The sequence below is a fragment of the Gordonia amarae NBRC 15530 genome, assembly GCF_000241345.1.
Lineage (GTDB): Bacteria > Actinomycetota > Actinomycetes > Mycobacteriales > Mycobacteriaceae > Gordonia > Gordonia amarae.
Genome location: NZ_BAED01000075.1, coordinates 43,805 through 56,434 on the forward strand (window position 1 = coordinate 43,805; position 12,630 = coordinate 56,434).

Consider the following 12,630-nt stretch of genomic DNA (forward strand, 5'->3'; position numbering starts at 1 on the left):
AAGGATCCACCCTTTGTGTCCGGTGGATCCTCCAGTTAGGGGTGGATCTATGCGCTGACCAGGCGATTTTCTAACCCGGTCGGTGGTGATGTAACCTTTCTGAGGTTGCACACGGGGTGTGGCGCAGCTTGGTAGCGCGCTTCGTTCGGGACGAAGAGGTCGTGGGTTCGAATCCCGCCACCCCGACGCTAGGTTGAGATAGCAGAAGAGGCCCTGACCAGGGAAAACCCGGTCGGGGCCTCCTCGTTTCTACGGCACGATGCTCGCCGATTCCGGCGCTGGCCCGCAGTTGGCCCGCAGTAGTTTCGACCGGGCATCGTCCAGAGCGTCGGCTACTCGTTCCAGATCATCCGGGAACAGATCGGCGTACGTGTCCAGCGTGAGTGCCGCCGACTTGTGTCCCAACATCGTCTGCACGGCCTTCACGTTCGCGCCGGCCGAGATCGCCAGCGACGCCGCGGTGTGCCGCAGATCGTGCGGTGTGACCGTGGGGAAGTCGCCGAGCTGCTTACCGTCGTCGTCGACTGGCCGCAGATCCTCGACGGCCGGCCCGAACTCACGCCGCCGCCACGTGTTCAGTCGCAGCACACCACCTTGCGCCGCGGTGAACACCAGATCGTCGCGGCCCTTCCCGACCATCACGGCCGCGAGCGGATCCGCGAGGAACCGAGGGAACGGCACCGACCGACGTTCGTGGTTCTTCGGCGATGACCAGACGATCTTCCCGACTTCGGTGACGGACTGCCGTACGTTCACGCGCCGCCGCAGCATGTCGAAGTCCTGCACCCGCAGCGCCGCCAGCTCACCGAACCGCAGGCCGGTGTAGGCGAGCATCAGGACAACGACCTCGTACCGTCCGTCGATCGTGTCCGCGAGCTGCGCCACCTGGCCGTGGGTGAGGTAGGCGCGAGCGACGTGTTCACGGCGTGGGGCCTTCACCCCGGAGACCGGGTTACGGGCGAGTCGTCGGTCCTCGACGGCCAGTGCGCAGATGCCGCGCAGCACGCCGAGCGCGTTCTCGATGGTCGCCGGTTTCGTGCCGGCGTCGGTCATCTGCTGCACCCATGAACGCACTGCTGACGTTTGAATCTCGTTGACCGGGGTAGTGCCCCAGCGGTCCCGGACGTGCGCGTTCCACGTCGTTTCCCGGGTCGCTTTCGTGGTCGCCTTCAAATGTCCGAACGTCGTGACCCACTGGTCCTTCAACACGGCGACGGTGACATTCCCGGCCCCTGGTGCAACGTAGGTTCCGGTGACGATGGATGAGGTGACCTCAGCTAGGAACTTCGTTGCCTCGACCTTGGTTCTGAACAGTTTCTCTTGTTCGTCGCCGTCGGCGTCAACCCATCGTGCGCGCCAGCGGGAACCCTTGCCGTGCTTGGCGCTTGGTGTTCCATCGACTTTGCTCCATCGGTCCTCGACGCCGGACCGAGGGTTACGTCTTTGGGGCACGCCATCTCTCCATCTTCTGCCGGTTCGCGGCAACAATGTCGTCAGCGGGACCGATATTCAATCCTTTGCGTATCTCGGTTTCCGGCTGCTCCGCGTACGCGATTGTTGTTCGCATCCCTTGCCGAACGTCGATGAGCCGACGTATGTCCTCGATCGCCGAGAACGCCGCATTGAACGCCCGGTTGAGATCCGGGCCGAGGTTGTCGTCTGGGGCATCCGCGAGGTGCGATAGATCCTCTGGGGACATTCGTAGCTGACGCTGGGCGGTGTCCAGCTTGTCTATCAATGAGTTCAGCTCATCGACTGCCGCAGTCCATGTTTGGGTGAACGCGTGCAGCGCCTCAGCTTGAGGTCTCTCGTGTTGTGTGACCAGTTCGTCAAGCGTCACGGCGATGGTTTCGGCTATCGCGATCGCCTCGCCGAGTCGCGGTTCGCGCTTGCCTGTCTCGATCCGATGAATACCTGAGGCGTCGATGCGTACGCCGGTCCTGTTCTCCAACTGCTCGCTGAATGCGCGCTGAGTGAGTCCTCTGTCCTCGCGAAGGCGTCGCAGCGCTGGGCCGAACCTGTCCTGTTGCATTCACACACCGTAGTGCCACTTGACAACACGTACAACCGTGCCGATGATGAAATTGCTCTGCACGCAGCATGTTGCAGAACAGCATCAGAAACGAGGGTTTACATGACCAAGGACCAGTTTGACGACGTCATCACCACCAAGCAGGCGTGCGAGCACTGGCCGTTCCTCAACCCGAACACCCTGCGCTACCTGCGTCACAAGGGTGAGGGGCCGGCGTCGTTCGTCATCAACGGCCGCGTTCTGTACCGGCGCGCCGAGGTTGAACGCTGGCTCGCCGAGCAGGAGCAGGCCACCACCCGAGGTGGCGCGGCATAGCCGCTCCGCGTGGCCGAGACCGCGCACCCGACCATCGGGCACGACACCACACGATCGAAACACGAAGGAACACAATGACACTCCCCTCAGTCGACGCCATCGCCGAGAAGACGGTTCACCTCGCCGGCACCGGCGATAACCGCAGCTCCTACGGCAACGCATCGGTCAGCATCACCGACGACGGACAGGTGTGGATCAACATTCCTGACCGGCACTACGGGCACGCTCCCAGCTACAACTTGACCCGCGCCGACGCCGAACGGTTCCTCGCGGCGCTCCAGTCGGTGATGAGCGAGGTCCCGGCGTGAACGACCGCTACGGGCACCTGGTGGCGCACGCCGACACCGGCATCGGCGCCGACGAGTACCGCGGCCCGGCCCGCTTCACCCGCGCCACCGAAAAGACAGTGCCCCCGGCCAGCACCGCCAAGCACCAGACCGAGGGCAACGAACCCACCGCTATGAAAGAGCAGATCCGATGAACAACAACCTTACCCGCCCGATGCCGGCCGCAACCCTGCTCGCCGAAGCCGACACGATCCTCGACCAGCCCGGCACATTCGACGACGCCGTCGACCGCCTGGTCGAACTGGTCACCGCCGTACACGGCGACGTCGACGACCTCGACATTCCGGGTCTCGCCGCCGACGTCATCGACTGCTACAGCGACCGCGAGGGCTGGGTCGTCGTGGTCGGTGTCGATTTCTGGGAATTCGTGGAGGACGCCCGCAGGAGCGCGCCGTGACCTCGCTCGCGGTCGCCGTGGCCGCTGCAACCACCGTCGCCTACCTGGCCGGCAGATACACCCCGTAAACGCCTGTGGCGGCCGTCCCAACTCTCACCCCGGGACGGCCGCCACCAGAACAGAACCGCGAGGCCCAGAGTATGCCGCACACCAGCCCCGAGCAACCACCCACCGACCGCCCGCACCTCGACTACGAGAGCGCAAACCGGTTGCGGTACCAGCTCACCCAGGCCGCCGTCCTACCCGACGACATCGACCGCGCCGACTTCATCGAACTGCTCACGGCTGGTGTCCGCGACATCTACCACCGCGACCTCGACGACTACCGGCACGCCCACAAGGCCGCCGCGGTCGCCGTGTCCCAGGCCGCCGACTGGACCGCCGTAGCGAAACGAGTCCGAGACCGAGACCAGGCACTCAAATCCGGCGCCTACATCCCCAGGAGAACCGCGTGAGCGTCCCGAACTACCACGGCAAGCCGGAGTACGACGAGAACGGGATGCCCGTGGAAGTGCGTCCGGACGTACCCGCTGCACCTCGACGCCGAAAGCGCACCCGTGGCGCAAATCGGGACGCGTCCGGACCTATAGACCCGGACGCGTCCCGACGCTCTGACATGCACGTTTCCGAACTGAATTCGAAGGTGCGTCCGGACCTTGAAAACGGGTCTGAACGCGTCCCAGACGCGTCCCGGACGCACCTGCTCGAACTGGGTTTCGTCGACGTCGCCGACGTGCTCGACAACGGCATACCCGACCCGCCTACCCCAGACATCGGACTCCGCACAGACGGCGTCGGCCTGTTCTACAGCGGGCAGTACAACGTTGTGTTCGGCGATCCCGAGTCCGGTAAAACCCTGCTGCTCGACTACGTGACGGCCGAAGTCCTCAACGCCGGCGGTGGTGTGCTGCGCATCGACCTCGACCACAACGGCCCAGAGCCGACAGTCACCCGGCTACTGGACTTCGGCGCCGACGAGAAGCGACTCCGCGACCACGAACGGTTCCTGTACATCCAGCCCGACAGCTCCGCCCAGATTCGCGAGATTGCGGCCGTGATGACCGTGTGGGAACCGAACCTGGTGGTGATTGACTCCCTTGGCGAGCTGGTACCGCTGTGTAGCGCAGGCACCGACAAGGCCGACGACTTCACCGCGGTGCACCGCCGCTACATCAAGCCGTTCACCGACACCGGCGCCGCCGTCGTGGCGATCGACCATCTGTCGAAGGGAAGCGATTCCCGCGCATACGGCGCAACCGGCACGGTGGCGAAGAAGCGCGTGATCGGTGGCACCTCGATCCGGGTGACCGTCGATTCTGCATTCACCCCCGGCAAGGGTGGCTCCGCGTTCCTGGCGATCCACAAGGACCGGCACGGCGGTCTCCGGCAGAGCTCACCCACCGGTGACAAGGAACCGCTCGCGGGCAAGTTCGTGATGCTCGCCGACAAGACGTCGATTCACCCACCGGCCGCCGATGCCCGGAACCCCGGCGAGACCGCACCGGCCGAGGACATCGCGGCGGTCGCCGGTCTCGAACCGCCGCCGACGTCTGGGAACGATGCGCAGAAGCGCCTGCACTGGAACGCCCATCGAGCCCGCACCGCCTACAAGGCATGGAAGAAAGAGAACCAACGATGAGCGCCGAACGCCGGTGCAAGGACTGCCCCACCGATCGGCCGCAACGGCCGGCACCGCACCCCGGCCCCCGATGCCACACCCACCACCGCGCCAAACGACGCGCCGACGCAACCCGCGCCCACGCCCGCCGAGTCGAAACCGTCTACGGCATCACCGGCGACGACTACGACCGCCTGTACGCCGCACAGGGCGGTGTGTGCGCCATCTGCCAACGCGCCACCGGCAAAGCACGCCGCCTGGCCGTCGACCACAACCACGACACCGGCGACGTTCGCGGCCTGCTGTGTGGGCCGTGCAACCACATCCTGATCGGCCGGTGGCCGCGTGACGCCCTCGCCCGCGCCGTCACCTACCTCGACCACCCACCAGCCGCACAAACCCTCAACCAACCCCGAACGGACCCCACATGACCGACACCAGCCGCCCCAGCAACGCCCAACGACGCGAAATGGCCTACCGACTCCACGACCTCGCCAACCGCGCCCGCGCCGGCGAATACACACACCCCCAACTCGCCGCCCTATCCGACGCCATCGACCAATGGCACGACCACCACATCGGAGACCAGTGACCATGCGCCGAGACAGCGAATGGCTCGAACGCCGCGGACACCACCGCATCAACGGCGTGAACTACCGATCCATCAACCGCCGAGCACCCAACCTCCCATCACCCCAACAACCACCCCACCACTGCCGAACATGCGGCGAACCCATCAAGCCCTACGCCGAACACTCCATCGCCCTCACACCCGACACCACCAGCACCCGCGCCACCTACCACGCCCACCACACCCCCAACGACGAGAACACCACCCCCGCAAAGAACCGCCGAGAAGCCTGGACCAAACACCACGCACTCAACCAACGAGACAAAGCCATAGCCCGCATAGACAAGAAGATCGAACGATCACAGCGAATCCAAGAACAACACCGCCGAGGCCAGTAAAGCCGGCGCGAGTTCCGCCCGTTGCGTGCGGGTACGGGACGATCAATTGCCATAAACTGTTGTTACACATCATGATTGGAGATTCACACCATGTCTGAGATTCTTTCGCCGGAGCAGGCGCGGCAGGAGGTGACGGCCGCCGAGGCCGCGGTCGCCGACGCCGAACAGCAGATCGCCGACGGAGGCACCGTCACCCCGTCGACGTTCTCGAAACTCAAGGACGCGTTGACGTTCGCCCGGTTGCGGGCCGAGGGTGCTGAGAAGCGCGCCAAGGCCACCGCCGAGGCCGCGGTCGCCGCCGAACGCCGGTCCCAGCTCGACGCGCTGGCCGCCGACGTCGCCGACCTGACCGACTGCACACCCGTCTACGTCGCGTACGCCGCGCTCGTCGCCGCGCACACCGAGTTCGGTGCGGTGCTCGCCGATCGGTCTGCCCGCATCGACGACGCCGGCCGACGTGCCGACGCCCTCGACGTGCCCGAGCAGGTCGCCGGCCTCGCCCGGTTCCGCGCCGACCGAGGCGCCGAGCAGGCCGCCAAGGATGCGCACGGCCGGCACCCGAGTCAGGGGCCGCACGAGTTCCTGACACCCGAGGAGCAGGGCACCGCCGTGGCCGCACGTGAGCAGTGGGCCGCCGACTCGCTCGCCGAGTCCGAACGGCAGACGGCCGAGTACATCGCCGAGGAGAACGCCCGCGAGCAGCGAGCACGCGAGGAGTACGAGGCGCTGCAACGGCGCCTTGCCGAGGAACGCAAACCCCGATACAAGCAGGAGGTCACCCGATGAACACCAGCCCGAACAAGAAGCTCACCATCCACGAGCCCGCAGCACGCCCGCAGGTGGTCCGCATGGATCCGCACACACCGGGCGCGCACCACTCCGCGGTGCGGATCTTCGACGACGAGCGGCCGGGCGCCGAGGCAGCGCAGCGCCAGCAGGCCGCCACCACCGCCGCCGAGCAGGACCGCGCCGCGAACAGCGCCGAGCAGATGCACGCTCGGCAGGTGGCCGAGGCCGCCGAGCAGACGGCCACCGCCGAGGCCGCGGTTCACCAGTCGGCGGAGTGGAAGGCGTTCATGCTCGCGCAGGAGAACGAACGCCGGCTCAAGGCCGCAGGGCTCAAGTCGTGAGCGTGCCGGCCGAGGCCGTCCGGTTGTTGGATGGTCTCGACGAGCTGGTGACGACACGCGAGACTCGCGTGTTCATCGACGGGATACGAACCGGGCTCACCCTCGCCGACCTCGACGACGAGTGAGCCACCCCCGGTTGCCCCGGCACCCCACCAGGTGCCGGGGCATCGTCGTGTGTCGGTTCGTGGTGTTCGAACACGCGGCGTGTCTAAGTGGGGTATTCCCAAATAGACACCCCCGACCGACGCCATCAGTCCAGCAAAGTAGGGCCGGAAAGTGGATTGTTTGACACTTTCAAGTAGACACTATAGAGTCTACTTTGACAGTCACTACTGAGGGAGCACCGATGACCACCGCCGACACCACCAACCTGACCGGCCTCATGATGGCCCGCATGATGGCCGACGCCATCAACCGCTACGACGACACCCGAGGAACCGCAGCCCTGCGCCTGCAACAGATCACCGGTATTCCCTGCTGGCGACTGGCCGCCGCCTACCGGCGCAACCTCGCCGCCCTGTAGCCGGCCCCGGCCGGGGGAACCACCACCCCCGGCCGTCGCACTCCCTCACCCCGAGACCTCGACCCGCAGGAGAACCCCACGATGACCGGCACCCGCATCGGCTACAAGCGCGTCAGCACCGTCGACCAGAACGAGGCCCGCCAGCTCGACGGCATCACCGTTGACCGCGTGTTCGTCGACAAGGCCAGCGGCAAGGACCGGAACCGGCCGCAGCTCGCCGAGATGCTCGCCTACGTCCGCGACGGTGACACGATCCTCGTGCACTCCCTCGACCGCCTGGGCCGCAACGTCGACGACCTGCGCCACATCATCGACGACCTCACCGGGCGCGGTGTGCGCGTCGAAGTCGTCACCCAAGGACTCGTGTTCACCGGCGACGACAACCCCATGAACAAGATGCTGCTGACCATGTTGGGAGCGGTCGCCGAGTTCGAGCTCGCCATGATCCGCGAACGCCAAGCCGAGGGAATCGCGGTCGCCAAGGCCGCCGGCAAGTACAAGGGCCGTAAGGCGACCCTCGACGACCAGCAGGCCGCCGCGCTTCGTGCTCGCCACACCGCGGGCGAGTCGGTCGCCGGCCTCGCCCGTGAGTACGGCATCACCCGCCAGAGCGTCTACAACTACCTGGGCCGCAGCGCGTAGCCACGCCTCGACGACCACCAGCACCCGCGCCAACTCCCCGGCGCGGGTGCCGCCGTCTGTAGCCCTCGACCTCGACGAGTCCGCAGCGCATGGCCCGCAGATGGCCCGCAGTAGATTCACAAGCCCGCATCGACGCCAACACCGCCAACGCCGTGACCTGCCGATATTCACCGACACCAACACGACCAACGAACACAAAACACCAAGACGGGTCGTTCGGGACGAAGAGGTCGTGGGTTCGAATCCCGCCACCCCGACGCTAGGTTGAGATAGCAGAAGAGGCCCTGACCAGGAGAAATCCGGTCGGGGCCTCCTCGTTTTCCCGGTGCTGTGAGTTCGTTGACGTAAACCCCACGGATACGTGGCGGCATCGACATAATTGACGTGCCGACCCGTATCCGTGGGGTTTACGTACTGCTAGGAGCTCAACGATGAGTAGCGCAACCGACTATGACGTCCTGATCGTCGGGGCCGGGATCTCCGGCATCGATGCCGCCTACCGGATTCAAGAACAGTGCCCGGAACTGAGCTACCGGCTCGTCGAGGCGCGTGATCAACTCGGTGGCACGTGGGATCTGTTCCGGTACCCGGGCATCCGGTCTGATTCGGACTTCTTCACCCTGTCGTTCCCGTTCCATCCGTGGCGGGGCAAGGACTCGATCGTCGACGGGGACGAGATCCTCGACTACCTCCACGAGGTCGTGGAGACCCACGGCATCGACAAACACATCAGCTACCGCACCAGGATCATCGCCGCCGACTGGAACAGCGAAGACGCGCGCTGGATCGTCCAGGCTGAGGTCGACGGGCAGCCGGAGCAGCTCGTCGTCCGGTTCATCGTCGGATGCACCGGCTACTACGACTACGAGGAGCCCTACGACGCGCAACTGCCCGGCCGGGAACGGTTCAAGGGACAACTCGTGCACCCGCAGTTCTGGCCCGAGGACCTCGACCCGAACGGCAAGACCTTCGCGGTGATCGGGTCGGGCGCCACCGCGGTGACACTGGTGCCGAGCCTGGTGAAACTTGGGGCGCACGTGACGATGGTGCAGCGCACACCCACCTACATCCTGGCCGAACCCCGCCAGGATCCGGTCGCCGACCTGCTGCGCAGCAAACTGCCCGCCGGCCGGGCGCACCAGATCATGCGGATGAAGAACACGGCGCTGCAATGGGGCCTGTTCCAGGTGTGCAGACGGGCACCCAAGATGATGAGGAACGTACTACGCAAGGGTGCGATCAGCGGCACCGGATCCGAGGCTCTGGTGGACACCCACTTCAACCCGCCGTACGACCCGTGGGATCAGCGGCTGTGCATCGCGCCGGGCGGTGACCTGTTCACCGCGATCAAGGACGGCGGCGCGGAGATCGTCACCGGAAGTATCCGCACCATCACCGAGGACGGAATCGAACTGACCGACGGCACAAAGGTTTCCGCTGACATCATCGTCACCGCGACGGGCCTGGCGATGTGCATGCTCGGAAAGGTGCAGCTCAGCGTCGACGGCACACCCGTCAACCCGTCGGAGACGGTGGTGTTCCGTGGCACGATGCTCAGCGGCGTACCGAATTTCGCGATGTGCGTCGGCTACATCAACCTGTCGTGGACGATGCGCGCCGACATGACCGCACGACTGGTCTCCCGGATCCTGAAACGACTGTCCGCCGACGATCGTTCGGTGGTGGTACCCGTCTACACCGGGGAGCGTCCCGACAGCCCGTTCCTCGACATGCAGTCGGGGTACCTGCGACGGGGTGCGCCGCTGATGCCGCGCGCGGCCAAGGAATACCCGTGGACCATGGCGCAGAACGTGATCCGCGACGCCTGGCACACCAACCGGGCCGACCTCGACGACGGTCTGGTGTGGACGGGGGAGCGTCAGAAGGTCACAGCCGGCTAGCGGCTCACCGGAGGCTGGTCGTGTGGGGGATCAGCTGCGCGGCCAGGTCATTCAGATCCGAGGCGTGAAAGTCGTTGTGCGGTGAGCCCGAATCATCCTTGACCGCACCGCCCCATTCGAGTGGACGCTCGATGAAGGCGGTGCGCAGGCCGAAACCCCGGGCGGCATCGAGATCGCTCTGGTGGGTGGCCACCATCATCACCTGATCCGGCCGGACTTCCATGAGTTCGGCTATGCCGCAATAGACCTCGCGGGCCGGTTTATAGTGGTGCCACAGGTCCGAACCGCCGATGAAGTCCCAGCCAAAGCCGTTGCGCTTGGCCATCGTGGTGAGCAGGGCGACACTGCCGTTGCTCAACGCGCACACCGTGAACCGTGTGCGCAGGCGGGCCAGCCCGGCGGCGGCGTCGGGCCAGCCGGGGATCTCCCGCCACGCGCGCACCAGGCGCGCCGCGTCGTCGTCGGCGATGGTGATACCGAAATGTGTTGCGGTGTCGTGCAAGGTCTCGGTCTGCAGATCGTCGAGACCACGCCACGGCAACTCCCCGGACTCCACCCGGGCCAGGATCGGGGCGTACCGGGCGCGCCACTGCCGGGCGAAATCCCCGGCGTCGACACCGGGGACCGTGCCCCCGACAATCCCGGAAATGCCGGTGAACCAATCGGTTACGGTGCCGAAGGTGTCGAACGCGAGGACCTTGATCTCATCGGTTATCACCGGCCCAGCTTACGGCGCCACCACCCTCGCGCCGGTTCGGCGGCCTTGCGCGCCCGTGCCTCGGCCTTGCGCTGGGCCTCCGCGTCCTCGATGACCGCGGCCTCATCGCGGGTCGGGGCCGAACCGCCGAGGCGGGCCGGAACCCAGAACTCGCCGGCCGGGTGCGGACCGTACGCCTGCTGGGCGTCGAGCAGCATCCGGTGCATCACCTCGTGCAGACGCGCGGTCTCGGCGGCGACATCGGCGTCGGGTGCGATGAAGAACGGGGTCCCGAACGTGACCGACACCGGGATCCGCGAACGGCCCATGGTGCGGGTTCCGCCCTTGGTCCACTGGCGCTGGGCGCCCCACACGATCGCCGGGACGATCGGCACCCCGGCGTCGGCGGCCATCCGCACCGCGCCCGTCTTGAAATCCTTCAGCTCGAAGCTGCGGCTGATCGTGGCCTCCGGGTAGACGGCCACCACCTCGCCGGACCGCAACCGCTCCACCGCGGCCTGGTACGCCTGCGCGCCCGCCGACCTGTCGACCGGGACCGTGCCGGTGTGGTTGACCAGGAAGCGCATGACGGCGATCTTCATGACCTCGGACTTGATCATGAAGCGGGTGCGCCGGCCCGCCCGGTACACGCCGAGCGCGGCGGGAATGAAGTCGACATAGCCGGTGTGGTTGACGGTGAGCACCGCGCCGCCCGACTCGTGGTCGGGGATGTTGTCGACGCCCGTGAAGCGCAGGTCCAGCGCCTGCGCGCGGACGAGGGTGCGGGCGATGATCTCCAGGGTGCGGAACACCGGTTCGCGGCGCCGTCGCGAGGACGCCGGAGTGGGGCGGCTCATGCGCTCAACGTTAGCGGTGCCGGCCGGGCCGGGCCGGCGTGCTCTTGACATCGCGTGACGGGGCCAAGGACACTGTGACCGATATAACGGTACTATTAACTGTAATGGCGACGGTAAGTTGCCCCGGCCGGGAAGGCGCCCCCCACCCATGTCCAACTTCGACGTCGCCACAGCCGACATCATCGCCGACGTAACGCTGGTCGACGCCTCCACCCAGGACCACTCCACCGCCGACAAACAATTCCCCGGCCTCCACAACGACCTGTCGTTCCTGTGGGCCATGGTCGACACCGAAGACGGCTCCCGCTACGAGATCGTCCGCAGCGTCTCCCAGAGCTGCGCCTACGACTTCACCGTCCACGAATGTCCCGCCGACATCTGGGAAAAACCGCGCGGCATCCGCATCCCCGGCGAACACGACCTGTACTGGGGACCGGCCGTGTGGCTCGGCCGCGGCGAACGGCGCCGCATCACCCCCGCCAACTTCGACATGATGCTCAAACACCCCATGAACATCACCCTGTCACCCGCCAAATACAGCTGGCAGGAAGAAGACGTCGTCGACCTCGAACTCACCCCGCTGCCCGGCAACGTCACCCGCATCGACGTCCCCGGCGACCCCGACCCCGTCGGCTACACCAGCACCGGCTGCTCCGTCGCCGGCACCGTCGACGGCAAGAAGGTCACCGGCGGCTACGGCGGCATCGACCGCATGTATTGCATCCCCGGCCTCAGCGCCCAGCTCTCCAAGATCGCCCAGCTCGAGCACTACTGGTTCGTGTGGGGCGCGATCCACGAGGACGGCACCTGGGAAACCGGCAACGCCATGCTCGGCGCCGGCGGCTACGCCACCGCCACCTGGCACCGTCAGGGCTTCGACCCCATCATCGCCACCAATGCTGACGTCGACATCAACGTCGCTTGGGAAGACCGCGACAACGGCCAATCCCAGCCCGTCTCCGCCACCCTCGCCTTCGGCGGCCGCACCTTCGACTTCACCACCACCCACAACGCAGCCGCCCAGGCCGCCTCCCTCGGCATCAAATGGGTCCACGGCCGCGTCCAGGAACGAGGCGGACCCGTGCCCGTACAGACCTGGTCAACAATGGAGGTCATCGTCCGCTCGGTGTCCATGCGGCGGGCCTGAGCTTTTGGCCCCTTGACCCCCGTTCTTCCTCCCTCGCTCGACGGTCGCAGGCTCC

The 12,630-nt window shown here is 66.3% G+C and carries 19 protein-coding genes and 1 tRNA gene; 16 read left to right on the plus strand and 4 right to left on the minus strand.

Annotation, left to right across the window (positions count from 1 at the left end; all coding sequences use genetic code 11):
• Positions 1–112: 112 nt before the first annotated feature.
• Positions 113–186: transfer RNA gene (locus GOAMR_RS22115), tRNA-Pro, on the plus strand.
• A 63-nt stretch (positions 187–249) separates the two neighbouring features.
• Here the strand turns inward: GOAMR_RS22115 and GOAMR_RS22120 are convergent.
• Entirely contained in the window at positions 250–1,452 is a 1,203-nt protein-coding gene (locus GOAMR_RS22120; protein ID WP_005193338.1) for a tyrosine-type recombinase/integrase, read from the minus strand.
• Positions 1,436–2,032, minus strand: coding sequence for a helix-turn-helix domain-containing protein (locus GOAMR_RS23880; protein ID WP_005193339.1), 597 nt, complete (start codon positions 2,030–2,032; stop codon positions 1,436–1,438). The genes GOAMR_RS22120 and GOAMR_RS23880 overlap by 17 nt, the downstream gene beginning before the upstream one ends.
• Before the next feature lie 102 nt (positions 2,033–2,134).
• On the opposite strand from GOAMR_RS23880, the gene GOAMR_RS22130 reads away from it, so the two are divergent.
• From GOAMR_RS22130 to GOAMR_RS22180, 14 genes are all read left to right on the plus strand, one after another.
• Entirely contained in the window at positions 2,135–2,347 is a 213-nt protein-coding gene (locus GOAMR_RS22130) for a helix-turn-helix transcriptional regulator (RefSeq protein ID WP_005193340.1), read from the plus strand.
• A 74-nt stretch (positions 2,348–2,421) separates the two neighbouring features.
• Complete coding sequence (locus GOAMR_RS22135) at positions 2,422–2,655, plus strand: hypothetical protein (RefSeq protein WP_005193341.1); 234 nt, start codon at positions 2,422–2,424, stop codon at positions 2,653–2,655.
• Positions 2,652–2,828: a hypothetical protein gene (locus GOAMR_RS25250; RefSeq protein ID WP_005193342.1), complete on the plus strand. Its 177-nt coding sequence runs from the start codon at positions 2,652–2,654 to the stop codon at positions 2,826–2,828. Before GOAMR_RS22135 ends, GOAMR_RS25250 begins: the two co-directional genes overlap by 4 nt.
• Positions 2,825–3,091 carry a hypothetical protein gene (locus GOAMR_RS22140; RefSeq protein WP_005193343.1) on the plus strand — a complete coding sequence of 89 codons (267 nt, stop codon included), beginning with the start codon at positions 2,825–2,827 and terminating at the stop codon, positions 3,089–3,091. Before GOAMR_RS25250 ends, GOAMR_RS22140 begins: the two co-directional genes overlap by 4 nt.
• A gap of 140 nt (positions 3,092–3,231) precedes the next feature.
• Positions 3,232–3,546, plus strand: coding sequence for a DUF2742 domain-containing protein (locus GOAMR_RS22145; RefSeq protein WP_005193346.1), 315 nt, complete (start codon positions 3,232–3,234; stop codon positions 3,544–3,546).
• 188 nt (positions 3,547–3,734) lie between these two features.
• Positions 3,735–4,730, plus strand: a complete 996-nt coding sequence (locus tag GOAMR_RS22150) for an AAA family ATPase (protein ID WP_244427484.1) — start codon at positions 3,735–3,737, stop codon at positions 4,728–4,730.
• Positions 4,727–5,140 carry an endonuclease VII domain-containing protein gene (locus GOAMR_RS22155; protein WP_005193349.1) on the plus strand — a complete coding sequence of 138 codons (414 nt, stop codon included), beginning with the start codon at positions 4,727–4,729 and terminating at the stop codon, positions 5,138–5,140. The genes GOAMR_RS22150 and GOAMR_RS22155 overlap by 4 nt, the downstream gene beginning before the upstream one ends.
• Positions 5,137–5,301, plus strand: coding sequence for a hypothetical protein (locus GOAMR_RS25255; protein WP_005193350.1), 165 nt, complete (start codon positions 5,137–5,139; stop codon positions 5,299–5,301). The genes GOAMR_RS22155 and GOAMR_RS25255 overlap by 4 nt, the downstream gene beginning before the upstream one ends.
• Positions 5,302–5,768: 467 nt before the next feature.
• Positions 5,769–6,464 carry a hypothetical protein gene (locus GOAMR_RS22165; RefSeq protein ID WP_005193352.1) on the plus strand — a complete coding sequence of 232 codons (696 nt, stop codon included), beginning with the start codon at positions 5,769–5,771 and terminating at the stop codon, positions 6,462–6,464.
• Positions 6,461–6,808: a hypothetical protein gene (locus GOAMR_RS22170; RefSeq protein WP_005193353.1), complete on the plus strand. Its 348-nt coding sequence runs from the start codon at positions 6,461–6,463 to the stop codon at positions 6,806–6,808. The genes GOAMR_RS22165 and GOAMR_RS22170 overlap by 4 nt, the downstream gene beginning before the upstream one ends.
• Positions 6,805–6,933, plus strand: a complete 129-nt coding sequence (locus GOAMR_RS25775; protein ID WP_259064566.1) for a hypothetical protein — start codon at positions 6,805–6,807, stop codon at positions 6,931–6,933. The genes GOAMR_RS22170 and GOAMR_RS25775 overlap by 4 nt, the downstream gene beginning before the upstream one ends.
• A 221-nt stretch (positions 6,934–7,154) precedes the next feature.
• On the plus strand, positions 7,155–7,331 hold the full coding sequence (locus tag GOAMR_RS25260; protein ID WP_005193354.1) for a hypothetical protein: 177 nt from the start codon (positions 7,155–7,157) through the stop codon (positions 7,329–7,331).
• Between the two features lie 81 nt (positions 7,332–7,412).
• Positions 7,413–7,973, plus strand: coding sequence for a recombinase family protein (locus GOAMR_RS22175; RefSeq protein WP_005193355.1), 561 nt, complete (start codon positions 7,413–7,415; stop codon positions 7,971–7,973).
• A 431-nt stretch (positions 7,974–8,404) separates the two neighbouring features.
• Entirely contained in the window at positions 8,405–9,874 is a 1,470-nt protein-coding gene (locus GOAMR_RS22180; protein ID WP_005193356.1) for a flavin-containing monooxygenase, read from the plus strand.
• A 4-nt stretch (positions 9,875–9,878) separates the two neighbouring features.
• Here GOAMR_RS22180 and GOAMR_RS22185 read toward each other — a convergent pair whose 3' ends face one another.
• Both GOAMR_RS22185 and GOAMR_RS22190 read right to left on the minus strand, forming a co-directional pair.
• The gene (locus GOAMR_RS22185) at positions 9,879–10,592 is read right to left on the minus strand and encodes a haloacid dehalogenase type II (protein WP_005193357.1); all 714 of its coding nucleotides are present in this window, start codon (positions 10,590–10,592) and stop codon (positions 9,879–9,881) included.
• Positions 10,589–11,428, minus strand: coding sequence for a lysophospholipid acyltransferase family protein (locus GOAMR_RS22190; RefSeq protein WP_005193358.1), 840 nt, complete (start codon positions 11,426–11,428; stop codon positions 10,589–10,591). The genes GOAMR_RS22185 and GOAMR_RS22190 overlap by 4 nt, the downstream gene beginning before the upstream one ends.
• A gap of 148 nt (positions 11,429–11,576) precedes the next feature.
• On the opposite strand from GOAMR_RS22190, the gene GOAMR_RS22195 reads away from it, so the two are divergent.
• Positions 11,577–12,575, plus strand: a complete 999-nt coding sequence (locus GOAMR_RS22195) for a hypothetical protein (RefSeq protein ID WP_005193359.1) — start codon at positions 11,577–11,579, stop codon at positions 12,573–12,575.
• The last annotated feature ends 55 nt before the right edge of the window (positions 12,576–12,630 follow it).